Genomic DNA, 23,721 nt, shown 5'->3' with positions numbered 1-23,721 from the left:
GGGGGCGCTCTGGGGCATCAGGGGAGCGCTCGACCACCTGCCCAGCCTATCGGCCCGGGGGCTGGCCTACCCTCCGCTGGTGGTGAGCACCGGGTGACCGAGATCGTCGACAGCGCCGCAGACCGGGCCGCACCCGTCCTCCTGCGACGCGCCCGCACCGCCGACGTCCGGGGCATCAAGACCCTCGTCGACTCGTTCGCCGACGACAACATCCTGCTGCGCAAGCCGCTGGTCACCCTGTACGAGACGGTCCAGGAGTTCCGCGTGGCCGTCCGTGGCCGGGAGGTCGTGGGCTGCGGGGCGCTGCACGTGCTGTGGGAGGACCTCGCCGAGATCCGCACGATCGCCGTCGACCCGCGGATGCAGGGCGCGGGCATCGGGCACGGTCTCGTGCACGAGCTGTTGGCCCAGGCGCGGGCGCTGGGACTGCGCAGTGTGTTCGTGCTCACCTTCGAGGTCGCGTTCTTCGAGCAGCACGGGTTCCGCGAGATCGAGGGCTCGCCGGTGAGCCCGGACGTCTACGCCGAGATGATGCAGTCGGCCGACGAGGGCGTCGCCGAGTTCCTCGACCTCGCCTACGTGAAGCCGAACACGCTCGGCAACAGCCGGATGCTGCTCGAGCTGTGACCTACAGCACCAGCGCCGCCAGCCCGAACACCAGCGCGTTGTTGACGCCGTGCGCGACGACGCCGGGCCAGACCGAGCCACTGCGGCGCAGCAGCAGGGCGTTGAGCACGCCGAGCACGAACGCCGCCGGCAGGACGACCGAGAGGCCGTGGGCGAGCGCGAACACCAGCGAGCTCCCGAGCACCGCGACCCACGCTCCGTAGCGCCCCAGGGCCGTGGTGACGACCCCGCGGAAGAGCAGCTCCTCCCCCACCGGCACGACGACGGCCCCGAGCAGCATCATCAGCGCGAAGGTCGGGAGATCCCCGGTGATCCCCGGGAGGAAGGCGGCCTGCGGATTGGACGTGTCCCCGCTCAGCAGCACGTACCCGATGACGATCACTCGGTTGACGAGGAAGGCGACCACGCCCGCCCCCAGGCCGGCGAGCAGCCACCGCCGCGTCGTCGCTCGCGCGCCGATCGCCGGCCACGAGCGCACCCGGACCACGACGGCCAGCGCCGCCGCCCCGAGCGCGGCGCACCCCGAGACGCCGATCGACGCCACGGCGAGCGACGCCGAGCCCGGCGCCACCACCCCGCTCAGCGGGATCACGGCGAGGACGGTCAGCGCGAGGTAGCCGACGAGGGCCACCGCGATCTCGGTCCAGCCCGGGCGGGCCGGCGCCGGGGCGCCGACGGTGGGTTCGGGTGCTGGTGAGGTGGTCACCCCGGCGACGCTAGGGCGCCGCCGGGGCCGTGATCGTCCGCCGCGGAGCGGGTCCCGGCCCGTCGGCGTCCTCCTCGAGGAGGAGGCCCGCCTCCCGGCGCGGCAGGTGCGCGGCGACCCGCCAGCCGGCGCCGCAGGGGCCCGCCTCGACGGTGCCGCCGACGAGGGCGGCCCGCTCGCGCATCCCGACGATGCCCAGCCCGGAGCCCTCCCCCGCCTGTCGGTGCCCGGCGCGGACGCCCTCGTCGACGACCTCGACCGCGACGACGTCGGGCTCGTGGCGCACGGTCACCCGGGTCGGCGCGGGGCCCGCGTGGCGCAGGGCGTTGGTGAGGGCCTCGGTGACGATGCGGGCGGCGATGACGTCGGTCTCGGGCCGGTCGGCGGAGGCGTCGCCGACGACGTCGACGGTGACCGGCAGCCCGGCGTCGCGCACCGGGGCCACGAGCGCCGTGACCGCCGCGGTGTCGAGCTCGAGGTGCTCGGCCGCGTCGCCCGACGGCACGCCGGGGCCGAGCCCCTCGAGCAGGGTGGGCAGGGCGCCGGCGATCCGCTCGCCGGCCTCGGTGATCGCGTCCAGGGTGGCGGGCTCCGGGGCCACCCGGGCGGCGTGCACGGTGACCACGAGCGCGGACAGCTCGTGGGCCAGGACGTCGTGGAGCTCGCGGGCCAGCCCGAGGCGCTGCGCCGTCACCGCCCGTGAGGCGGCCGCAGCCGCGCGCTCCGCGGACCGGCGGGCGTCGGCCTGCGCCGAGCGTCGCTGGAGCACGCCGAGGCCCCAGACGGCGGGGACGAGCAGGTAGGACAGCGCGATGCCGGCGCGGCCCACCGGGACCGCACCGGGCCAGCCCACCACGAGCGTGGTGACCAGCACCGCGGCCGAGCACACCGTCACCGTGACCGCGGACGCCACGGTGCCCGCCGCCAGGCCCGCGCCGAAGACCAGCACGCCCCACGTCGCCTCGGTGACGATGTGGGTGGTGCCCAGCACGGAGCCGACACAGGAGGCCGCCGTGGCGACGACGAGCGCGGGCAGCGGGGCGCGGCGCCACCACCCGAGAGCCAGCGCCTGGACCACCAACGGCGTGAGGGCGAACGGGCGCCCGACGTCGAGGTCGAGCATCGCCATCGCGTCCGTGGCCGGGCCGGGCTCCAGATGCGGGATCGCGACGTTCGCCAGCAGTCCGATCCCCGCGGTGACCGCGAGCGCGACGGCCCCGAGCAGCAGCCCCCCGCGCGAGGGGCGCCACGAGGGCGCGTCCGGGCGCGGTGGAGCCGCCACCTCGGTGTCCGCGGCCGGCGGCGCCGCACGCAGGACGGACAGCGCGCGGCGCATGCCCGCGAGGGCGGCGCGGGCCTCGGCGGCGATGGCCGAGAGCGTCGGTCCGGGGTCGTCGACCGGGGTCAGGGCCCTCGTGCGTGTCACCACCCGCTCGACCCGGACCGCGACCAGCTCCCGCAGGTCCCCGGCGAGGCGGTCGCGCTGGGCGGCGAGGGCGTCGGCGAGCCGGTCGTGCTCCTCGCGGCGTCGCCGGACCGCAGCCTGCGCCGCCCGGGCCCGGGTGACGACGGCCAGCGCCGAGACCGCGAGGACCACCGGCACGAGCGTGACGTCCATGCCGACCGCGAGCCCCACCGCCGTCTCCGGGTCGCCGGGATACACGGCGAATCCGGCGAGCAGCGGCGCCAGCACCGAGGTCCCGATCGTGGCGAGCGCCCCGGGCACGGGCCGGGCGCGGCGGACGACCCCGTAGACCAGGACCGCCCACGCCCAGGTCGCGACGGTGCCCGAGACCATCCACCCGATCGGCACCATCACGCCGAACACCAGCAGGGCACCGACCGGACGCTCGCGGCGCCAGAGCACCGGCACCGTCTGCACCGTCCCCGTCGCGATCACCGCGAGGACCCCCGCCGTGCTCGTCCCCGGGACCCAGGTCCCCAGCGTCAGGGCGGTCAGCACCACCATGACCAGCAGCAGGCCGACCACGACCGCGTCGACCGGTCGCAGCTCGGGCAGCAGGTCGCTCCAGCGCCGGGGCACTACGTCCCCCGCGCCGGCACCAGGCCGCACTCGAAGGCGTGGACGACGAGCTGCACCCGGTCGCGGCGCTCGAGCTTGCGCAGCAGGTGGGCGACGTGGGTCTTCACCGTCGACTCGGCGACGACCATCTCCGCGGCGATCTCGGCGTTCGACAGCCCGCGGGCGACGAGCACCAGCACGTCGTGCTCGCGGGCGGTCAGACCCTCGGGCGGGCCGTCGGGCGGCGCGGGCACCGGTTCCTGGGCCACCCAGTCGCGGACGAGGCGCGTCGTCACCGACGGCGCGAGCAGCGACTCCCCCGCGTGCACCGTGCGGACCGCGCGCACGAGGTCCTCGGGGTCGGAGTCCTTGAGCACGAAGCCGCTGGCGCCCCCGCGCAGCGCGCGGCGCACGTAGTCGTCGACGTCGAACGTCGTCACGACGAGCACCCGCGTCTCGGGGTACGCCGCGGTGATCTGCTCGGTCGCGGTGAGCCCGTCGCCGCCGGGCATGCGGACGTCCATGAGGACGACCTCGGGCCGGTAGGACGCCACGGCGGCGACGGCGGCGGGACCGTCGCCCGCCTCGCCGACGACGTCGATCCCGCCCGCCGCGGTGAGCACCGTGCGGAACCCGGTGCGCACGATGGGCTGGTCGTCCACCAGCAGCACCCGGATCCCCACGGCGGATCATCCTGCCAGCAGGTGGTCCCACGCCGCCCGCTGCTCGGCGCCGTAGTGGTGCCCGGACCCGGCCGGCGCGCCGACCGCGCCGAGCAGGTCGACCGAGGTCTGCACGAACGACACGACCGGCACCCACGGCGTGCCCGTCGGCCGGTCCGGCGGGGCCACGAGCAGGCGCGTCGACCTCACCGCCGCCGGGTCGGACGGGTGGACGAGCACGGTGGCGCCGGCCGTCCGGGTGTCGGCGGGCGGCCCGACCCACAGCGCCCCGTCCGCGGCGCCGGGGCGGTGCGCCCACGCCTCGGCGCCGGCGAGCGCGCCGAGGCTCTGGCCGTAGAGCAGGACCCGCTCGCCCGGAGCGCGGGTCGCCGCGACCGCCCCGAGCAGCGCCTCGGTGGTGGCGACGGCGTCGTCGCGGGCGGTCAGGTACGACCACCAGCTCGGGGCGTCGTCGTACGCGACGGCCACGGTCGCGACGTCGCCCCCGGTCGCCGCCTCGAGCGTCGACAGCGCGGCCGGGTCGGTCCAGCCCGACCCGGTCGGGACGACGACCACGACGGTCCGCCGGGCCGGCCCGCCCTGCGCGCGGAGCGCCCCGACGGCGGCGTCGGCGCGCTCGGCGGGCGAGCCCGGCCCGAGGGGCAGGGCGACGTGGACGGGCGAGACGCGCAGCGGCGACCCGGTGGTCGCCGTTGCCGGGGCCGGAGCCGCCACGGCGGTGCCGCCGGCGACCCCGCCGAGCGACACCACGAGCGCGACGGCCAGCGCGCCGGACGTCAGCGCCCGGGCCGGGACCGTCTCCCGTCTCGCGGCGAGCACGATCGCCGTCCCCGCCACCGCGAGCAGCGCCCAGCCGACGGGCCCGAGCCCCATGTCCACGCGCTGCGCGTCCTGCCACCCGAGCGTGACCGCGACCCACGCCCCGACGAGGACGACGCCGACCGCCGGGACCGCGGCACCGGCCCACCGGTCCACGCGCCACCCGATCCCGGCCAGCACCGCCGACTCCACGAGCTGGGTGACGACGTCGCGGGGCAGCATCGGCGGGAACGTCGACACCGCCAGCAGCAGGCCTGTGAACACCCCGATCACGGCTCGCCCCGCACGAACGGCCCGTGCTCGACGACCGGGACGCTCCAGCCCTGGCGCCAGGAGTTCACGGCGACGACGAGGTCCGCGACGCCCGCGAGGACGTGGCACCGCGCGGGCCCGGTCTCGCAGGCCGCCGACAGGTCCCGCGCGAGCTGCTCGTCGATCGCCCGCCGCGCCCAGGGCCCGAGCGGACCGCCCTGCGCGGCGGCGTGGCGCAGCAGGTCGTAGCCGAGGTCGTGGGCGCGGCACGCGTCGTCGAAGGAGGCAGGCAGGTCGACCGGCGACGAGCACGAGCCGCGCGGGTCCAGCAGCTTCCCGCCCACGACCACCGGGCGGTCGCCGGCCGCGAAGGACGCCGGGATCGCCACCGCGGTGCGGTCCGGGCCGGTCAGCTCCGCCACCGCCCGCGCCGACTCGGCGTCCTCGGGGCCCCGCTGGGCCACGGTCGCCCGCCCGGTGCCGGAGGCGAGGAACAGCGCGGCGAGGACGGCGGCGAGCGACGCGAGAAGCCTGGTCACGACCCGGAACGATCATCGGCGAGGGCCTCGTCGGGCGTCGCCCCGCAGAGCCGTCCCCCGGGCGCTACGCCGGCGGCGGGTCGGGCGGGACGTCATACCCGGGGCTGAGGACCTGGGAGGGACGACACCGCCGGCGCCGCCTCCTAACCTCCTGCTCCATGCGCCGGAACCGCTGGTCGTACGCCGGCCGCATCGTCCTGGCGGGCATCCTGCTGGCGATCGCCTGGCCGACCTCCCTCAACGAGCTCGCCGTGACCCCGGCGACGGCGCTGGCGGTCGCCCTCGTCGTCGCGCTCCCGGTGCTCGTCGCGCCGGAGCACCCGTGGCGGGCGTGGGTGGCGTCGGCGCTCGGCGGGGTGCTGATCGCGCTGCTCGTCGGGGCCGCGCCCGGCTACGCGCTGAGCGTGCAGGCCGTGCACCTCGTGGTGCTCTGCGGCCTCACCGCGCTCGTGGTCGCGCGGTGCGCGCCGTGGGCGGCCGCGGTCGCGACGGCCGGGCTGGTCGGCCTGTTCGTCCTCGCGACGCGCACCACGGAGGGCGCCGGGCTCGGGATCTTCTTCACCGTGGTGGTGCTCGCGGTCGGGCTGCTGGGCCGGCGGGTGCTCACCCAGCGGCGCCAGATCGTCGAGGCCGAGGAGCAGCGCGCCGACGAGGAGTCGCGGCGCGCGGTGCTGCAGGAACGCGCGCGGGTCGCCCGCGACCTGCACGACGTCGTGGCCCACTCGATGTCGATGGTCGTGGTCCGCGCCGAGACCGCCCGCTACCGGCTGCCCGCGGTCGACGCGGCCTCGGCCGAGGAGTTCACCGCGATCGGCGACGCGGCCCGGGCGGCGCTCACCGAGCTGCGCGGCGTCCTCACCGTGCTCCGTGCCGACGACGACGCCGCCGACCTGACGCCGCAGCCGGGCGCCGACGACGTCGACGAGCTGCTCGCCGCCACGTCCGCGGCCGGCGTCGAGCTGACGGTGACGACCACCGGCGACCCCGCCGGGCTCGGGCCGGCGGCGTCGGTCTCGCTGTACCGGATCCTCGCCGAGGCCCTGGCCAACGCCTCGCGGCACGCCGCCGACGTGCCGGTCGCGGTGACCATCGACCACACCCCGGACACTGTGCGCCTGCGGGTCGTCAACGGGCCCGGGCGCTCGGCGGCGGGCCCGGGCTCCGGTCTCGGGCTGCCGGGGATGCGCGAGCGGGCCGCCGCCGTCGACGGTGCCCTGACCGTCGGCCCGACCGGGGACGGCGGGTTCGCGGTGGACGCGAGCCTCCCGGCCGGGCGTGCGACGCTGAGCCGTGTGAGCGGCCCGTGACCCGGATCCTCGTCGTCGACGACCAGGCCATGGTCCGCGAGGGGTTCGGCGCGCTGCTGGACGCCCAGGACGGGCTCGAGGTCGTCGGCCACGCCGCCGACGGCGAGGCGGCCGTGGCGGCGGTGGACCTGCACACCCCCGACGTCGTGCTCATGGACGTCCGCATGCCGCGCCTCGACGGCCTCGCCGCCACTCGCCGGATCCTCGAGCGCCACGACGACGTACGGGTGCTCGTGCTGACCACGTTCGACGTCGACGAGTACGTCTACGAGGCCCTGCGCGCCGGGGCGAGCGGCTTCCTGCTCAAGGACGCCCCGGCCGACGAGCTGGTGCGGGCGGTCCGCGTGGTCGCCGGCGGCGACGCGCTGCTCGCGCCGTCGATCACCCGGCGCCTCGTCGCCGAGTTCGCGTCCCGCGCGGTCCCCGCCCGCTCGGTCCCGGCGCGGCTCGACGTGCTCACCGCCCGTGAGCGCGAGGTGCTCGTCCTCGTCGCCCGCGGGATGTCGAACGCCGAGATCGCCGCCCACCTCGTGCTCGCCGAGCAGACGGTGAAGACCCACGTCGGGCGGATCCTCACCAAGCTCGACCTGCGCGACCGCGTCCAGGCCGTCGTCCTCGCCTACGAGACGGGCGTCGTCACCGCGCGGCTCGACCGCTGAGAGCTGCGCACGATCACAGGCGCCACCACGGCCACCGCTGCCGTCAGCACGCCCAGCGCCAGGATCGCCGCCGAGAGGCTCCCGAGCGGGCCGGCGACGGCGAGCAGCACGAGCGGGCAGAAGAACTGGCCGATGAACATCGCGGCGGTCCAGAAGCCGGTGCCCCGGCCGCGCTCGGCGAAGCCCAGCCCCGACAGCGCCCAGGTCAGCAGCGTCGGCAGGAGCAGGCCGGTGCCGGCGCTCGCGATCACGGCACCGACGGCGATCACGGGCACCGACGGGGAGATCCCGACGACCACGAGACCGACGGCCGCGAGCCCGAGGGCGACCGGGAGCAGGACCCGCGTGCCGCGCCGGGCGACCCGGCCGAACGTGTAGCCGCCCGCCGCCGTCGCGAGCGAGGCGACGGCGCTGAGCAGGCCGATCGTGGCCGTCGACGTCACGCCGACCGAGGCCAGCACCAGGGAGAGCTCGGCGATCGGGGTGTAGAAGACGATCCCGCCGAACAACGTGACCAGGCACGGCACGGCGATGAGCCGCCACGGCACGGGCGGCAGCTCGGCGGCCCGGGTCCGCCCGGTGGAGCGCACGAACACCGCGACGAGCACCGCGACGACGAGGCTGGAGAAGTACAGGACGAACGGCGCCCGCCAGCTGACCGCGCCGAGCGCGCCGCCGAGCCCGAAGAAGACGGTGGCCGCGAGCGTCGTCGCGATCGTCTGCCGGCCGAACCAGCGGTCGCGGGACGTGCCGTCGAACAGGTCGGCGAGCAGCGTCGTGCAGGCGGTCATGATCGCGGCCTCGCAGATCCCGACCCCGACCCGGCTGGCGACGATCGCGCCGAGCGAGTCCAGGTAGAGCGGCGCGGTGCCGAACAGGGCGTAGACCACGAGGGCGGCGACGAGCACCCGTTTGCGCCCGGCTGCGTCGACGATGCGACCGGCGACCGGCGCGAGCAGGCCGATCACGAGCGCGGGCGCGGTGAGGACGATCGGGACCAGCGCCTCGACGCCCGCCGTGCCCGCGAAGGCCTCCATCATCCGCGGCAGCACCGGTGCGAGGAGCACCGAGCCCAGGATGGGCAGGCAGCTGCCCGCCAGCAGGATCGCGCCCTGCCCGGTCGCGCCCCGGGACCGGGCCGCCCTGCCCTGGTCCGCTTCCTCGCCGGTCACCGTCACGGTCTCCTCCGCACTCTCTCCCCGGGGGCCGTGATCGGCACCACACGTCCGGCGAGTGTCGGGGCGGGCGAGGAGTGATCGGAAATCACTCCTGTTGGGGGTCACCATCCGCGGCGCTGATGGCGGGCAGGTCCGCGCCCACCTCGGTGAGCAGCCCCCGCAGCCACCGGTGGGCGGGGTCGGCGTCGTACGTCGGGTGCCACCACATGGCCTCGACCAGGGGCGTCGCGGTGAACGGGCACGGCAGGACCCGCACCCCGTCGTCGGGACGCAGCCGCGCCGCCAGCCGGCCCTGCAGCAGGCCGACCCGGTCGGTGCCGGCGACGAGGTCGGGGATCGGCAGGAACGACTCCACGACGACCTGGGCGCGCGGCTCGATGCCGTGGGCCCGCAGCTGCTGCGCGGCGGGGATGAACGCGGTGGGCCGGTGGTAGACGGTCACCCACGGCAGCGCGGCGAGGTCGTCCAGCGTGACCGTCTCCCCCACCCGGTCGTTCGTCGTGGCCACCAGCACCACCCAGTGGTCCTCGTAGAGGTCGAGGTAGGGCATGTCGTCGACGAACCCGTGCGGCAGGAGCAGCCCGTCCACCGCCCGCAGGCGCTCCGCCGCCCCCGTGACGTCCTCGGGGCGGTGGGGGCACAGCCGCAGCCGGGCCCTCGGCGCCGTGCGGGCGAACGCCGCGGCGAGCGGCGGCCCGAGCACGCTCGTCGCGTAGTCGGAGACGAGCAGGGTGAACTCGCGGGTCGTGGCCGCGGGGTCGAAGTCGGGCGCGGCCGAGAACACCCGCTCGATCCCCGCCACCGCGGCCTCGGTGCGGTCGATCAGGCGCGCCGCGAGCGGGGTGAGCTCGTAGCGGTTGCCGACGCGGACCAGCAGCTCGTCGCCGAAGTGGCGGCGCAGCCGGGCGAGCGCGGCACTGACCGCGGGCTGCGAGAGCCCGAGGGCGGCCGCGGCGCGGGTGACGTTCCGCTCGGTGAGCAGCGCGCGCAGGGAGAGCAGCAGGTTGAGGTCGAGGTTGGCGAGCCGGAGCGGCGGTGCCTCGTCCATCAGGTAGGCGTACCAGACCGCAGCGCGGCGTCGAGGGCGCGCATCAGCTCGCCGGCGCGTCCGTACCCGGGCGGCGCGGGCGGGTACCGGCGCAGGACGTCGACGACGACGGGCGGGGCGAGGTCCCGGCAGCGCTCCAGGTGGCCGTCGTCCCCCAGCGCCAGCGTCGCGGACGCCGCCGCGCCCAGGATGTGGCCGACCTGGGTGGCCGTCGCCAGCGGGTGCAGGAACGCCGCGCCCGCCGCGTGCCCGGCAGCCCGTGCCGCCTCGCGGGCCGAGGCGTCGGAAGCCTCCCGCGCCGCCCGGTGGGCCGCCCAGGCGACGTCGCGCAGGGCCTTCGTGCGCCCGGCGCCGGCGGCGAACGCCCGCGCGGTGTCGATCGCGGCGCGGGGCCGCGGGTCGTCGCCGACGAGCGCCAGCGCGGGCTCCGCGCAGGCCACGGCGTAGGCGGTGACCGCGCGGATCTCGTCGAGGGACAGCTGCACGGGCATCAGCCTCGCCGATGCCCGGCATCAGCGGTTGGGCCTTCCGGGCCCGCGCGCGGCGGCCGCATCGTGGTCGCGACCACACCGACGATGTTGCGGAGGGCACGCCCATGGGGGCGATGAGGCTGGGGACGTTCGCCGACGCGAGCGGGCGCGGGTTCGCGGGGCTGGTGACGGACGCGGAGACGGTCGTCGAGGTCGGCGCGAGCACGCGGGAGCTGCTCGCCGACTGGGACCGGGTGCTGCCGACGCTCGACGCGATGTCCGAGGCCGAGGGCGTCCCCCTCGACGACCTCACCGTGCTCCCGCCCGTCGAGCCCGGACAGATCCTCCAGTCGGGCGCCAACTACCGCACCCATGTCATCGACCTGGCCGCCGCGCACCACGCCGAGCGCGGGAACCGACCGGACGCGGAGCTCCGGGCGGAGGTCGCGGGGATGATGGACCGGCGCGCCGCCGAGGGCACGCCCTACCTGTTCATCGGCCTCCCGTCGGCGGTCACCGGCCCGAGCGACGACGTCGTGATCCCGCCGTGGACGCAGAAGTTCGACTGGGAGCTCGAGCTGGCCGCGGTGATCGGCCGCGAGGCGTTCCGCGTCGACCGGTCCCGGGCGCTGGACCACGTCGCCGCGTACACGATCGCCAACGACCTGACCGCCCGCGACCAGGTCTTCCGCCGCGACATGCCCGAGATCGGCACCGACTGGTTCCGCGCCAAGAACGGCCCCGGCTTCACCCCGCTCGGCCCGTGGCTCGTGCCCGCCCGGGACGTCGACCCCTCCGACCTGCGACTGCGCCTGGAGCTCAACGGCGAGGTCATGCAGGACGAGACCACCAAGGACATGCTCTTCGACGTCGCCGCCCTCGTCGCCGCGGCCTCGGAGATCACGCCGCTGCGTCCCGGCGACCTGGTGCTCACCGGCAGCCCTGCGGGCAACGGGATGGCGCTCGGCCGGCTGCTGCGCGCCGGGGACGTCATGACCGGGTCGATCACCGGTCTGGGCACCCAGACCACCCGGGTGGTGGCCCCGTGACCGCCGCCGCCGCGACCACCGACCGGACGGCGATCGTGGCCGCCGGGCACGACCCGGCGAAGCCCGAGGAGGCCGTCGCCGCCGTCGCCGCCCGCGTCTCGCGCTGGGGCCGCTGGGGTCCCGACGACGTCCTGGGCTCGCTGAACCTGCTCACCCCCGCCAAGCGGGTCGAGGGGGCGGCGTGCGTCCGCACCGGGACCGCGTTCTCGCTGTCCCAGCCCTTCGACGAGACCGGCCCGCAGAACGGCTGGAAGAAGCGCACCAACCCGGTGCACACCATGCTCGGCACCGGTCACGAGGCCCTCGACGGCGAGTTCCCCCACGGCATCGGCGGCGCCGACGACGTCATCGCGATGCCGCTGCAGTGCTCGACGCAATGGGACGGCCTGGGCCACATCTTCGACCACGGCAAGGCGTGGAACGGCCGGGACGCCGCCGCGGTGGTGCGGGTCGAGGGCGACCGGCTCACCGGCATCGAGACCGCCGCCGCCCACCTCGCCGGGCGCGGGGTCCTGCTCGACGTGGGCCGCGTGATCGGCGGGGGCGAGCTCCCCGACGCCTACCCGATCACCGCCGACGAGCTCGACGAGGTCGCCCGGGTCCAGGGCGTCGAGGTCCGGCCCGGCGACATCGTCTGCGTGCGCACCGGGCAGTACGCCCGCACGCGCCGCGACGGCTGGGGCGGCTACGCCGGCGGCCCGGCGCCCGGCCTGTCGTTCACCACGCTCGACTGGCTGCACGACACCGACATCGCCGCGGTGGCCACCGACACCTGGGGCGTGGAGGTCCGGCCGAACGAGTTCGACGTGGCCTTCCAGCCGCTGCACCAGGTCGCCATCCCGCACCTCGGCCTGTTCCTCGGCGAGATGTGGGACCTCGACGGTCTCGCCGACGCCTGCGCCGCCGACGGCCGCCACGACTTCTTCCTCACCGCCGCGCCGCTGCGGATCACCGGCGCCGTCGGCTCCCCCGTCAACCCGATCGCGGTGAAGTGATGATCTCCGATGTCTTGGTGGTCGGCGGTGGCGCCGCCGGCGCCGCCACCGCCATCCTGCTGGCCCGCGCCGGGGTGGCCGTCGACCTCGTCGACGCCACGCCCGCGATCGGCGCCTCCGGGTCCGGCATCACGCTGCAGGGCAACGCGCTGCGGGTCTTCCGCGACCTCGGCGTCCTCGACGACGTCCTCGCCGCCGGGTACGCGTTCGACGAGGTCGGGTTGCGCACCCCCGACGGCGGCGTCCTCGCCGTCATCCCCGACGCCCGCACCGGCGGGCCGGACCTGCCCGCGACCGTCGGGATGCCGCGTGGCGAGATGGCCCGGCTGCTGGCCGAGCGTGCCGCCGAGGTCGGGGTGAAGGTCCGCACGGGCGTCCGGCTGGAGAGCGTCACCGAGGCCGGGGAGGCCGCCTGCGACGACGGCACCCGGCAGACCTACGACCTCGTCGTGGGCGCCGACGGGCTCAACTCCGCGGTCCGCGCGCAGATGGGCATCGACACCCGCCCGGAGCCGCTCGGCATGGGCATCTGGCGGGTCTTCACGACGCGGCCCGAGGACGTCACGCGGACCGACCTCACCTACGGCGGCGCCGCCTACATCGCGGGCTACTGCCCCACCGGCGACGACTCGATCTACGCCTACCTCGTCGAGGACGCGGCCGACCGCACCGGCCTGTCCCCCGACGAGCAGCTCGCCACCATGCGCGAGCTGGCCGGCCACTACGGCGGGCCCTGGCGCGAGATCCGCGAGCGGATGACCGACCCGTCGCGGGTGAACTACACGTGGTTCACCCACCACCTCGTCGACGGCCCGTGGCACCGGGGGCGCGTCGTGCTCGCCGGCGACGCGGCCCACTCGTGCCCACCCACCCTCGCGCAGGGCGCGGCGATGGCCCTCGAGGACGCGTCGGTGCTGGTCGAGGAGGTGCTCGGCGGGGACGACCTGGACAGCGCCCTCGCGGCCTACACCGCCCGGCGCCGCGAGCGGGCCGGCGCGGTGGTGGCGGGCTCGGTGCAGCTCGCCCGCTGGCTGCTCGACCACGAACCCCCGCCCCAGGCCGGCGGCGCCGCCGACGTCCCGGGGCTGATGGCCCGCACCTCCGCCCTTCTCGCGCAGCGGCCGTAAGGAGCACCCGCATGGACCGCCTGATCACCCACCTCCGGCACGTCGACCTCGCCGTGCCCGACTTCGACACCCAGCTGGCCTTCTACCGCGACCTCTGGAAGCTCTCGCCGGAGACCACCGACACCGGCATCGCGTTCCTCGCCGCGGAGGGCTCGCCCGAGCAGTACCAGGTGCGGCTGCGCGCCGACGCCGACAAGCGCGTCGACCTCATCGCGTTCGGCGCCGGGACGCCCGGCGACGTCGACGCCCTGGCCGAGAAGCTGGGCCGGGACGGCGTGACGCTCGTCAGCACGCCGGACAAGCTGGCGACCCCCGGCGGCGGCTACGGCTTCCGCTTCTTCGACCTGGAGGGGCGCACGATCGAGGTGTCGGCCGACGTCGCGACCCGTGCGCACCGCCGCGTCGAGGAGGGCGAGTCGGTGCCGGTGAAGCTGTCCCACGTCGTCATCAACTCGCCGCAGCCCGAGGCCCTGGTCGCCTGGTACGACCGCCACCTGGACTTCAGGCTCTCCGACACCCTGTTCTCGCCGCACATGGGCGAGATGATGTGGTTCCTGCGCTGCAACCCCCAGCATCACTCGCTCGCGATCGCGCGCTGCCCGCACGTGTCGCTGCACCACGCGAGCTTCGAGCTGCGGGGCATCGACGAGTACATGCGCGGCACCGGCCGGCTGCTGCGGGCGGGCGTCGAGAAGGTCTGGGGCCCGGGCCGGCACCTGGCCGGGAACAACACGTTCTCCTACTTCCTCGACCCGCAGGGCAACACCGTCGAGTACACGACGGAGCTGGAGTGCCTCGACGAGGACACCTGGCACCCGTCGCTGTACGACTTCACGAACCCCGAGGTCTCCGACCAGTGGGGCACGGCGAACCCGATGAGCGAGTTCGTCGCGAAGAAGTCCTTCAACGACCCCGACCGCGGCGTGTTCGTCGCTCCCCCGGTCTGATGCGGATCGCCTCGGTCCTCGCCGACGGGTCCTTGCGCGTGGGCGTCGTCGTCGACGACCACGTCCACCTGCTCGACCGGCCCGTCACGGTGCTCTCGCTGCTGCAGGAGGGGACGCTGCTCGACGCCGGTCGGGAAGCCCTGCGCGCGCGTGCGGTGGCGCTCGCCGACGTCCGCCTGCTCGCCCCGCTCGAGCCCCCGAGCGTGCGGGACTTCGTGACGTTCGAGGAGCACGTGGAGGGCATGCGGGCCCCCGCCGGGCTCCCCGACGCCTGGTACGACGCGCCGACCTTCTACTTCTCGAACCCTGCCGCGACGCTCGGGCCCGCCGACGACGTCCCGGTGCCGCCGGGGTGCGCGGTGCTCGACTTCGAGCTCGAGGTCGCCGCGGTGATCGGCCGCACGGGCCGCGACGTCGCGTCCGCCGACGGGTGGGGCCACGTGGCCGGACTGACGATCCTCAACGACTGGTCGGCGCGCGACCTCCAGTCCCGCGAGATGCAGGTCGGCCTCGGCCCGGCGAAGGGCAAGGACACGGCGACGACGCTGGGGCCGTGGCTGGTCACCGCCGACGAGTTCACGCCCGACGGCGAGGGCTTCCTGGACCTGGCGCTGCGGGCGTCGGTCAACGGCACGGTCGTCGGCGAGGACCTGCTCTCCAACATGGGCTGGCCCTTCGGCGACCTGATCGCCTACGCCTCGCGCGGCACCGAGCTCCGCCCCGGCGACGTCCTCGGCTCCGGGACCTGCGGCAACGGTGGCTGCCTCGGCGAGCTGTGGGGCCGCGGCGCGTCCCGCACCGACCTGCCCCCGCTCACCCCGGGCGACGTCGTGACGCTGGACGTCGAGGGCATCGGGACGCTGACCTCGCGCGTCGTTCCCGGCGCCACCCCGACCCCCATCCCGCGCGCCCGGCCCCGTCCCCGCACCCGACCCGCGCACCGGGAGCACGCATGAGCCCGACGACCGACGTCCACGCCCACCTCCTGGTGCCCGCCGCCGAGGCCCTCGTCGCCGACGAGCCCGCCCTCGGCGACGCCCGCGCCGCCGAGGCCCGGGCCGCCGGGGCGGCGTCGGCGCGCGTCAACCGCGAGCAGATCGCCGCCCTCGGCCCGGCGCTGACCGACCGCGCCGTCCGGCTCGCGGGCATGGACGCCGCGGGCATCGAGGTGCAGCTCGTCAGCCCGATGCCGATCCACCACACCTGGGCCGAGCGCGACCTCGCCGCCCGCTACGCGGCGACCGTCAACGACGGGGTGCTCGCCCACTGCGCCGGCGCCCCGGACCGGCTCGTCGGGCTCGGCACGACGCCCCTGCAGCACCCCGACCTCGCCGTCTCGGTGCTGCGCGCGGCGATCGCGGACGGGCTGCGCGGCGTCGAGGTCGGCACCCACGTCACCGGACCGGACGGCGCGCGCCGGGAGCTCGACGACCCCGCGCTCGCCGGCTTCTGGGCCGCCGCCGCGGAGCTCGAGGCGATCGTGTTCGTCCACCCCTGGGGCTGCACGCTCGGCGAGCGCCTCGACGTCGGCTACCTGTCCAACAGCGTCGGCAACCCCGTCGAGACCACCGTCGCGCTCTCCCGGCTCGTGGCGTCGAACGCCCTGCCCGCGGGGGTCCGCGTCCTCGCGGCCCACGGCGGCGGCTTCTTCCCGCAGGGCACCGCGCGCCAGGACCACGCCTGGCACGCCCGCCCCGGCGACCGCGCGGCGGCGGCCTCGCCGAGCGAGGCCCTGCGGCGGCTGTGGTTCGACGCGCTGGTCTACACCCCCGAGGCGCTGCGGCACCTCGTCGCCGTCGCAGGCGCCGACCGCGTCGCCCTCGGGACCGACTTCCCGTTCGACATGGGCGTCACCGATCCGCTCGACCGCCTCTCCGCCGCCGGCCTCGACCCCGCCGACGCCGAGCTGGTCCGCGCGGGCAGCGCCGCCGCCCTGCTCGCCCCGGCCCGCGAGCGCGCCGCGCCACGGTGAGGCGGCGTCCGGTGTTCCCCCGACGTGCTCGAACTGATCCCGCGCTCGCGACGTGAGCTGGCGCCCGGCGTCGTCCACGTGCCGGACTGGCTGTCCGAGGACGCGCAGCGCGTCCTCGTCTTCGCGGCCCGGGAGTGGGCGCGGGAGGGACCCGGCGCGCGGCACGCGACCCTGCCGAACGGCGCCCGGATGAGCGTCGAGACGGTGTGCCTCGGGTGGCACTGGATCCCCTACCGCTACAGCCGCACCCGCGACGACCAGGACGGATCGCCGGTCCAGCCCTTCCCCGCGTGGCTGGCCGAGCTCGGGGCGAGCGCCGTCGCGGACGCCTACGAGGACCCCGGCGTCGACTACCGCCCGGACGTCGCGCTGGTCAACTCCTACCGCGGGGACGCCCGTCTCGGGATGCACCAGGACCGCGAGGAGCTCGCCCCCGACCCCGTGGTGTCGCTGAGCCTGGGCGCGGCGTGCGTGTTCCGGATCGGTTCGCCCCACGACCGCCGCGGCCCCTGGCAGGACGTCGAGCTGCAGTCCGGCGACCTGATCGTCTTCGGCGGGCAGCACCGGCTCGCCTACCACGGCGTCCCGAAGCTGCTGCCCGACCGCGACGTCCCCGACATCGGGACCGCCCCCGGCGAGCGCCTCAACATCACCCTGCGCGTCTCGGGCCTGGCGTGACCTACCGGCTGGTCGGTCCCGACGGCCGCCCGTACGCGTCGCCGGTCCCGGGCACGCTCGGCGGGCACCGCCGCCTGCGCCTCTACGGGCGGCTCGACTGCCCGAGCGCGCTGCGCTGGCTCGCCCGCGGGCACTACGCGCGGCACCGCGTCTTCTTCGCCGACGAGGCGACCGCCCGCGCCGCGGGGTTCCGGCCGTGCGCGGTCTGCCTGCCCGAGGCGTACCGCGCGTGGCGGTCTTCCGACCCGGGGATCGTGACCATTCTGTGACCTGCCGTGGTGGTCTGACCTGGGCTTTTCGGGGCGGGGTTGTCGGGGGTCGGTCCTAGCGTTCTCGGTGTGAGCATCGACCACGACCTGAGCCTGGCCGGCCCGGCCGGGCTGGCGGGTCGTGAGCCGGATGCGGGTCTGGTGGCCGAGCTCGACGGGATCGACCCGACGGTGTTGACCGGGGAGGACCTGGCGGCCTATGTGCGGGCGCGGTGGCGGGTGCACAACCGGGCCGAGGCCCAGCTGCTGGCCGGGCTGCGCGAGCTGGGCACGGCGCAGGACGGGCACACCGGGCGGCTGGCGAGCTCGGATGAGTTCTCCGGTGACGAGGTCGCCGCGGTGCTGGGCTGCTCGCGCACCGCGGCGTCGGCGCGCCTGGATCTGGCCGACGACCTGGCGGTGCGGCTGCCCGCGCTGGGTCGGGCGTTGTGGGACGGGCGCCTCGACGAGCCGAAGGTCCGCGCGATCAGCGAGCTGACCCGGGACCTGGCCGACGACCACGCCCGGCTGGCGGTGGCGGTGGTGCTGCCCGAGGCGGCGGGGTTGGCGGTGATGGCGTTGCGGGAGCGGGTCGCCGAGGTGGTGCTCGACATCGACCCCGACTGGGCGGAGCGGCGTCGGCGGCGGGCGGAGTCGCGGGGCCGGGTGGATCTGACGATGAACCCCTCGGGGACCGCGACGTTGGCGGTGGTGGACGCCCCCGCGGCGGAGGGGATCGCGTCGATGTCGCGGATCGAGGCGCTGGCCGCGGTGGTGCGCGGGCTGGGGGTGCTGACCCCGATCACGCTGCTGCGCCGTCAGGTCGGTACCCGGCTGCTCGACGGCTCCACCGCGGGCATGACCGACGCCGAGGTCGCCGAACTCCTCGCCGCCGAGTACCACGCCGACATCACCCCACCCGACCCCGACGACGGTGATGACGACCCCGACGACCGGGGTCCCGACGGCGAGCCGGACGAGGGCGGGCCGGACGACGGCGGGCCGGACGACCGCGGGCCCGACGACGACGGACCCAGCGACGACGGACCCAGCGACGACGGACCCGGCGACGACGGACCCAGCGACGACGGACCCAGCGACGGCGGGCCGGCCGACGGGCCCGACGACCCGCACGACGGCCATGGGCCTCACGGCGCTGCTGACGAGCCCGCGCCACACGCCGAGCAGAGCGTGCTCGACCTCCTCGATGTGCCGCTACCGACCGCCGAGCCCGAGGCCCGGGACGCGCGGCTGCGCCACGGCACCGTCGAGGTCCGGCTCCGGCTGTCCACCGCGCTGGGGCTCGACCAGCATCCCGGCACCGTCCCCGGCTACGGCGCGGTCTCCGCGATCGTGGCCCGCGACCTGATCGCCGCCCGCCACCACGGCGAATGGCGCGTCGTGCTCGTCGACCCCGGCGGGCACCTGCACCACGTCCTGCTCGCCCGCCGCCGACCCGAACGACCACCCAGCCCCCGCGGCCGCCATCGCACGCGGGGGCGGGCACCGGGCGCGACCCGGACCGGCGCGATCGTCGAACTCCAGGTTCCGACGACACTGCTCGCCGCCCTCGACCCCGCCGACCACCCCGCATGGGCCGCGCTGCTGGCCGAGCTCCAGCAACGCCTCACCGACCTCGTGGCCTCCGGAACCCTCGGGCGTCCCCCCGACGCCGACGCCGGCCCCGACCAGTGGACCCGGCGCCGCGCCGGCGCCGAGACCGAACGCTGGATCCGCGCCCGCGACCGAGCCTGCGTCGCCCCCTGGTGCCGCAGCCGCGCGCACCGCGCCGAGATCGACCACACCCGCGAGCACGCCTCCGGCGGCCCGAGCCTGTCGTGGAACCTCGGCACCTGGTGCAGCCACGACCACCGCGCCAAACACCTCGCCGGCTGGACCGTGCGCCAACCCCTGCCCGGCTGGTTCGTCATCCGCACCCGCGCCGGGATCACCCACACCACCAGCCCACCCCAGATCCTCCGACCACTGCCCGGACCCCGCCCCGCCCCCGGGCCCCGACCCCTGCCCGACGACGGCCGACCCGACACGCGACCCGGCGACGACGACCCCGACGAACCCGGCTGGCGCGAGAAGTTCGCCGCCGCGTTCGCCGCCAAGTTCGGCACCCGCCGCACCGCGGCGGCCGCGCCACCGGCACCGCCTTTCGACCCCGACGACCCCCCGCCCTTCTGAGGGACGGCTCGACGTCAGGCCCCGACGTCAGGCCCGGTGTCAGGGCCGGCGTCGCGGAGGAACGCCGTCAGCTGTCGCGGCGAGGTGATCACGTGGACGTCGGCGCCGCGTCCGTAGGACCGGATCGCGGCCGCCACCACCGGTCGGCTCCGCCGACGCCAGGTGAGCAGCCACCACCAGAAGTCGACGCGCTCCCGCGACCGACGCAGGGCCCGACAGGCGCATCGCGGCAGTCCGAGATCGAGGACGACGACGGTGTCGGCGCGGCACAGCCGAGGCGCGAGGACGTCGTAGGGCCCCAGGTCACCGTCCATGACCCAGCGCTCGCCGGCGGCGAGCTCGGCCTGCACGCTCGCCCATCTCGCGGGCGGCGTGGCGGTCAGGTCGTCGGACCAGAAGTACCGGTCGAGCTCGAGGACCGGCGCGTCGATGACCTTCCCGAGCCGGCGGGCGGCGGTCGTCTTGCCCGCGCCGCCGCGCCCCAGGACCACGACCCGCTGCATCCCGCGAGCCCGCCGCGCGCGGCTACCCGCGCTCCTCGTCCTCCGTCGGCGGCGGGATGTCCGAGTCCGGGTCGGCGGCCGGCGCCGGGGCCGGCTCGCCGCGCAGGGACGCCAGGAGGTCGGGCAGCTCGTCGGGCTTGAACAGCACGTCGCGGGCCTTCGACCCCTCCGACGGCCCGACGACGCCGCGGGTCTCGAGCAGGTCCATCAGCCGCCCGGCCTTCGCGAACCCGACGCGCAGCTTGCGCTGCAGCATCGACGTCGACCCGAACTGGCTGGTGACGATCAGCTCGGCCGCCGCGACGACGAGCTCGAGGTCGTCGCCGATGTCCGGGTCGATCTCCTTCTTCTCGCCCGCGGCCTCGGTGGTGACGCCCTCGGTGTACTGCGGGTCGGCCTGCTCCTTGCAGTGCTCGACCACCGCGGAGATCTCGTCGTCGGAGATGAACGCGCCCTGCAGGCGGTTCGTCTTGCCCGCGCCCATGGGCAGGAAGAGCGCGTCGCCCATACCGATGAGCTTCTCGGCGCCGGGCTGGTCGAGGATGACCCGCGAGTCCGTCAGCGACGAGGTCGCGAACGCCAGCCGCGACGGCACGTTCGTCTTGATCAGGCCGGTGACGACGTCGACGGACGGGCGCTGCGTGGCGAGCACCAGGTGGATGCCGGCGGCCCGGGCCTTCTGGGTGATGCGGACGATCGCGTCCTCGACGTCGCGGGGCGCGGTCATCATGAGGTCGGCGAGCTCGTCGACGATGCACATGATGTACGGGTAGGGCCGGTAGACCCGCTCGGAGCCGAGCGGCGCCTGGATCTCCCCCGACCGCACCTTCCGGTTGAAGTCGTCGATGTGTCGCACGCGGTTGGCCTGCATGTCCGCGTAGCGCTGCTCCATCTCCTCGACCAGCCAGGCCAGGGCCGTGGCGGCCTTCTTGGGCGAGGTGATGATCGGCGTGATCAGGTGCGGGATGCCCTCGTAGGGCGTCAGCTCGACCATCTTCGGGTCGATGAGGATCATCCGGACCTCGTCCGGCGTCGACCGCGACAGCAGCGACACGAGCATCGAGTTGACGAAGCTGGACTTACCGGAGCCGGTGGACCCCGCCACCAGCAGGTGCGGCATCTTCGCGAGGTTCGCCGTGACCATCCGGCCCTCGATGTCCTTGCCGAGCCCGATCACCATCGGGTGGGTCTCGGCGCGGGCCGTCGGCGAGCTCAGCACGTCGGCGAGGCGCACCATCTCGCGGTCGGAGTTGGGCACCTCGATGCCCACCGCCGACTTCCCCGGGATCGGCGCGAGCAGCAGCACGCGGTCGGTGGCCGCGGCGTAGGCGAGGTTGCGGTGCAGCGCGGTGATCTTCTCGACCTTCACGCCGTGCCCGAGCTCGACCTCGTAGCGGGTGACCGTCGGCCCGCGGGTGAAGCCCGTGACCTCGGCGTCCACCTTGAACTGCTCGAGGACCCCGGTGATCGCCTCGATCATCGCGTCGTTCGCGGCGCTGCGGGCCTTGGGCGCCTCGCCGGGCGTGAGCAGGTCGGGCGGCGGGAGGCGGTAGTCGCCGTCGACGTCCTCGCGGTGGGAGCTGAACGACGCCGCGGCCTGCGGGTCGGGCTCGGTCTCCTCCGGCGGGGCGGGCGGCGCTGCGACGGGCGCGGCCACCCGGGCCGGGGCCTTCGGGCGCGCCTTCGACGGTGTTGCCGCCGGCGCCTCGGCCGGCACACCGTCCGGAGGCGTCGTCAGGTCCGGCACCGCCGCGGCGTTGCGGTCGCGATGACGCGCCGGGTGACCGGCGGCGTCGGGATCCTCCGAGCCGTCGGCCGCGTCCTCCGCAGCGTCCTTCCGACGGCCGCGGCGCGGGATCGCCGTGGTCGGCGCGGTGCCGTCGTCCTCCTCGGGGTCCCCGTCGACGTCGACGTCGTCCGGTCCGCCCCACTCGTCGTCCGGGTGCTCGCCGGTGACCAGCGCGCGCAGGCGCACCCCGACCTCGCGCACCGGCGTGCCGGTGAGCACGAGCAGCCCGTAGAGCCCGACCAGCACGAGGACGATGCCGGCGATCCACACGGTGACGCCGCGCGCCAGCGGGTCGGCGACCACGGCCCCGAGGACGCCGCCGCCGTCGCGGCGCCCGGCGAGGTCGCGCGGCGCCCCGACGACGAGGTGCCAGACGGCGAGGACGCTGATGCCGAGCAGCAGCGCGCCGATCACCGTCCGCGGGCGGGTCTCGGGCACCGGGTCGGTGCGCAGCAGCACGACCGCGATGCCGACCAGCACGACGGGCAGCACGAGGGCCGCGGCGCCGATGACGGTGCGCAGCCCGACGTCGAGGCCGACGCCGACGGGCCCGCCGGCGCCCCACCACACGCCCGCGGCCGTGAGCACCGCGAGCACCACCAGGCCGAGCGCGATGCCGTCGCGCTGGTGGGCGGCGTCGACGTCGCGCGCGCGCCCCAGCGTGCGGACCAGGGAGCCGAGACCGCGGGCGGTGAGCACCCAGCCGCCACGCAGCGTGCGCACGACGGGGCCGGGACCGGTGCGCCGCGCGGGCCCGCGTCCCTTGCCGGTCGAGCGCCCCGCGGGCCGCTTGCCGCCCTGCGCGGGGCGTCGCTGCTGGGGTGATCGGGTCGCGGTGTCGGGACCGCTGCCCTTGCGGCGCGGGGTCCGTCCGCCCGTGATGGGGCGGCTGCGGGACCCGCGCTTGTCAGGTGTCTCGGTCCGCCCGGCCATGGCCACACGGTAGCCCGGAGGCCCCACGAGCCCCGGTAGCCACACGCGTCCCGGTGGGTGACCGACCGATCAGTGCGACCCTCAGCCGCGCCGGCGGCCGACGATCTCGTCGTGCCACACCGCGGTCTTCGTCGTGTACTCCGGCGCGACCATGACGTCCCGCTCGGCGAGCAGCGCCTCGAACGCCGCGGCGGTGTCCGGCACCTCCCGCGGGCAGCAGCGCGTCGAGAGCTCCACCAGCTCGCGCCCGCTCGGGAACCGGAAGTGCTCGAGGTCGACGCGGCGCAGACCGAGGCCCGTCGCCGCGACCTTGACCCGCCGCACGACCATCGGCCCGTGGACGCGCAGCTCACTGAGCCGCGCGTCGTCGACGGTCTCGTTCCCGCCGGTCAACGCCCAGGTGCACTGGGTGGAGGACAGCAGCTCCCGCGCCTTCGCCGAGCCGGCGATGACCGACGCGGCGATCGCCGAGTCGATGTCGCGACGCACCTCGATGTCCTTCCAGACCCCCTCGGGCACGACGTCGTACTCGACGCGCGCGCCGGGCGGCCGGTAGCACCCGAGCTCGGTGCCGCGGCGGCGCGCGGACACCGCGAGGTCGAACTTCCCGCGCGCCCGGCGTCGCAGGCGAACCTCGACGCCGGCCCGGAGGAGATCGAGGTCCGCGGTGTCGAGGAGGTAGCTCTGGCGCACGCTCCAGGTGGGTCCGTGGCGCCCGGTGAGCGCCTCGGCCGCGGCCCCGGCGGGCGGCACCACCAGGGTCTTCATCTCCACGCTGTCGGCGTGGACCCCGTGCGTGCTGAGCCATCGGAGCGCCTCGGCCGACCCGAACCTTCCCACCCGATAGTCCTCCCGTCCGGCGCCGACCGCCCCCGCCGGCAGCGTCGCCCACGACCGACCATAGCCCGGCCTCGGTGATCCACGACACCTCGTCGCGCCGATCCCGACCGGTCGGACAGGTCCCGTCCGTATCCGG

General features: G+C 75.9%; 23 protein-coding genes. 12 read left to right on the top strand and 11 right to left on the bottom strand.

Annotated elements, in window-relative coordinates; translation table 11 throughout:
* Nucleotides 1-93 precede the first annotated feature (93 nt).
* Entirely contained in the window at nucleotides 94-627 is a 534-nt protein-coding gene (locus EV188_RS04915; RefSeq protein ID WP_166659713.1) for an amino-acid N-acetyltransferase, read from the top strand.
* Between the two features lies 1 nt (nucleotide 628).
* Here the strand turns inward: EV188_RS04915 and EV188_RS32175 are convergent, their stop codons facing one another.
* The 5 genes from EV188_RS32175 to EV188_RS04890 are packed head-to-tail and all read right to left on the bottom strand — an operon-like array spanning nucleotide 629 to nucleotide 5,649.
* Nucleotides 629-1,333, bottom strand: a complete 705-nt coding sequence (locus tag EV188_RS32175) for a CPBP family intramembrane glutamic endopeptidase (protein ID WP_208113977.1) — start codon at nucleotides 1,331-1,333, stop codon at nucleotides 629-631.
* Between the two features lie 10 nt (nucleotides 1,334-1,343).
* Nucleotides 1,344-3,377, bottom strand: a complete 2,034-nt coding sequence (locus tag EV188_RS04905) for a sensor histidine kinase (RefSeq protein WP_133825046.1) — start codon at nucleotides 3,375-3,377, stop codon at nucleotides 1,344-1,346.
* Nucleotides 3,377-4,039, bottom strand: a complete 663-nt coding sequence (locus EV188_RS04900; protein WP_133825045.1) for a response regulator — start codon at nucleotides 4,037-4,039, stop codon at nucleotides 3,377-3,379. Before EV188_RS04900 ends, EV188_RS04905 begins: the two co-directional genes overlap by 1 nt.
* Before the next feature lie 6 nt (nucleotides 4,040-4,045).
* Nucleotides 4,046-5,131 carry an alpha/beta-hydrolase family protein gene (locus EV188_RS04895; protein ID WP_133825044.1) on the bottom strand — a complete coding sequence of 362 codons (1,086 nt, stop codon included), beginning with the start codon at nucleotides 5,129-5,131 and terminating at the stop codon, nucleotides 4,046-4,048.
* Entirely contained in the window at nucleotides 5,128-5,649 is a 522-nt protein-coding gene (locus EV188_RS04890; protein WP_133825043.1) for a phospholipase A2 family protein, read from the bottom strand. The genes EV188_RS04895 and EV188_RS04890 overlap by 4 nt, the downstream gene beginning before the upstream one ends.
* Nucleotides 5,650-5,807: 158 nt before the next feature.
* Here EV188_RS04890 and EV188_RS04885 point away from each other — a divergent pair, with 158 nt between their 5' ends.
* Entirely contained in the window at nucleotides 5,808-6,956 is a 1,149-nt protein-coding gene (locus tag EV188_RS04885) for a sensor histidine kinase (protein ID WP_133825042.1), read from the top strand.
* Nucleotides 6,953-7,615 carry a response regulator gene (locus EV188_RS04880; protein ID WP_133825041.1) on the top strand — a complete coding sequence of 221 codons (663 nt, stop codon included), beginning with the start codon at nucleotides 6,953-6,955 and terminating at the stop codon, nucleotides 7,613-7,615. The genes EV188_RS04885 and EV188_RS04880 overlap by 4 nt, the downstream gene beginning before the upstream one ends.
* Here EV188_RS04880 and EV188_RS04875 read toward each other — a convergent pair.
* The 3 genes from EV188_RS04875 to EV188_RS04865 all read right to left on the bottom strand — a co-directional run bounded on the left by EV188_RS04875 (nucleotide 7,576) and on the right by EV188_RS04865 (nucleotide 10,332).
* Nucleotides 7,576-8,787, bottom strand: coding sequence for an MFS transporter (locus EV188_RS04875; RefSeq protein ID WP_243741470.1), 1,212 nt, complete (start codon nucleotides 8,785-8,787; stop codon nucleotides 7,576-7,578). The genes EV188_RS04880 and EV188_RS04875 overlap by 40 nt on opposite strands.
* Before the next feature lie 91 nt (nucleotides 8,788-8,878).
* Nucleotides 8,879-9,841, bottom strand: a complete 963-nt coding sequence (locus tag EV188_RS04870; protein WP_133825039.1) for a LysR family transcriptional regulator — start codon at nucleotides 9,839-9,841, stop codon at nucleotides 8,879-8,881.
* Entirely contained in the window at nucleotides 9,841-10,332 is a 492-nt protein-coding gene (locus EV188_RS04865) for a putative immunity protein (protein ID WP_133825038.1), read from the bottom strand. The genes EV188_RS04870 and EV188_RS04865 overlap by 1 nt, the downstream gene beginning before the upstream one ends.
* A gap of 113 nt (nucleotides 10,333-10,445) precedes the next feature.
* Between EV188_RS04865 and EV188_RS04860 the strand changes: the two genes are divergently transcribed.
* The 9 genes from EV188_RS04860 to EV188_RS04820 all read left to right on the top strand — a co-directional run bounded on the left by EV188_RS04860 (nucleotide 10,446) and on the right by EV188_RS04820 (nucleotide 19,520).
* Entirely contained in the window at nucleotides 10,446-11,360 is a 915-nt protein-coding gene (locus EV188_RS04860) for a fumarylacetoacetate hydrolase family protein (protein WP_208113976.1), read from the top strand.
* Nucleotides 11,357-12,355, top strand: a complete 999-nt coding sequence (locus tag EV188_RS04855; RefSeq protein ID WP_243741469.1) for a cyclase family protein — start codon at nucleotides 11,357-11,359, stop codon at nucleotides 12,353-12,355. The genes EV188_RS04860 and EV188_RS04855 overlap by 4 nt, the downstream gene beginning before the upstream one ends.
* Nucleotides 12,355-13,482, top strand: a complete 1,128-nt coding sequence (locus EV188_RS04850; protein ID WP_133825036.1) for an FAD-dependent monooxygenase — start codon at nucleotides 12,355-12,357, stop codon at nucleotides 13,480-13,482. The genes EV188_RS04855 and EV188_RS04850 overlap by 1 nt, the downstream gene beginning before the upstream one ends.
* A gap of 11 nt (nucleotides 13,483-13,493) precedes the next feature.
* Nucleotides 13,494-14,429, top strand: a complete 936-nt coding sequence (locus EV188_RS04845; protein ID WP_133825035.1) for a VOC family protein — start codon at nucleotides 13,494-13,496, stop codon at nucleotides 14,427-14,429.
* On the top strand, nucleotides 14,429-15,385 hold the full coding sequence (locus EV188_RS04840; protein WP_133825034.1) for a fumarylacetoacetate hydrolase family protein: 957 nt from the start codon (nucleotides 14,429-14,431) through the stop codon (nucleotides 15,383-15,385). Before EV188_RS04845 ends, EV188_RS04840 begins: the two co-directional genes overlap by 1 nt.
* Nucleotides 15,382-16,401: an amidohydrolase family protein gene (locus tag EV188_RS04835; protein WP_133825033.1), complete on the top strand. Its 1,020-nt coding sequence runs from the start codon at nucleotides 15,382-15,384 to the stop codon at nucleotides 16,399-16,401. The genes EV188_RS04840 and EV188_RS04835 overlap by 4 nt, the downstream gene beginning before the upstream one ends.
* A 24-nt stretch (nucleotides 16,402-16,425) precedes the next feature.
* A complete protein-coding gene (locus EV188_RS04830) occupies nucleotides 16,426-17,079 on the top strand; it encodes an alpha-ketoglutarate-dependent dioxygenase AlkB family protein (protein ID WP_133825032.1) in 654 nt (217 codons plus the stop codon).
* Nucleotides 17,076-17,348 carry an Ada metal-binding domain-containing protein gene (locus tag EV188_RS04825; protein WP_133825031.1) on the top strand — a complete coding sequence of 91 codons (273 nt, stop codon included), beginning with the start codon at nucleotides 17,076-17,078 and terminating at the stop codon, nucleotides 17,346-17,348. Before EV188_RS04830 ends, EV188_RS04825 begins: the two co-directional genes overlap by 4 nt.
* Nucleotides 17,349-17,417: 69 nt before the next feature.
* Nucleotides 17,418-19,520, top strand: a complete 2,103-nt coding sequence (locus tag EV188_RS04820; protein ID WP_133825030.1) for an HNH endonuclease signature motif containing protein — start codon at nucleotides 17,418-17,420, stop codon at nucleotides 19,518-19,520.
* A gap of 14 nt (nucleotides 19,521-19,534) precedes the next feature.
* On the opposite strand, the gene EV188_RS04815 is transcribed toward EV188_RS04820, so the two are convergent.
* The 3 genes from EV188_RS04815 to EV188_RS04805 form a co-directional block, all read right to left on the bottom strand.
* Complete coding sequence (locus EV188_RS04815; RefSeq protein WP_133825029.1) at nucleotides 19,535-20,023, bottom strand: P-loop NTPase family protein; 489 nt, start codon at nucleotides 20,021-20,023, stop codon at nucleotides 19,535-19,537.
* A gap of 22 nt (nucleotides 20,024-20,045) precedes the next feature.
* Complete coding sequence (locus EV188_RS04810; protein WP_133825028.1) at nucleotides 20,046-22,745, bottom strand: FtsK/SpoIIIE family DNA translocase; 2,700 nt, start codon at nucleotides 22,743-22,745, stop codon at nucleotides 20,046-20,048.
* A gap of 81 nt (nucleotides 22,746-22,826) precedes the next feature.
* A complete protein-coding gene (locus EV188_RS04805) occupies nucleotides 22,827-23,585 on the bottom strand; it encodes a hypothetical protein (protein ID WP_133825027.1) in 759 nt (252 codons plus the stop codon).
* Nucleotides 23,586-23,721 lie beyond the last annotated feature (136 nt).

Origin of the sequence: Actinomycetospora succinea (assembly GCF_004363095.1) — a bacterium.
Taxonomy (GTDB): domain Bacteria; phylum Actinomycetota; class Actinomycetes; order Mycobacteriales; family Pseudonocardiaceae; genus Actinomycetospora; species Actinomycetospora succinea.
Note: the sequence above shows the minus strand (reverse complement) of the source record. Positions and strands in the feature narration are given on the sequence as shown.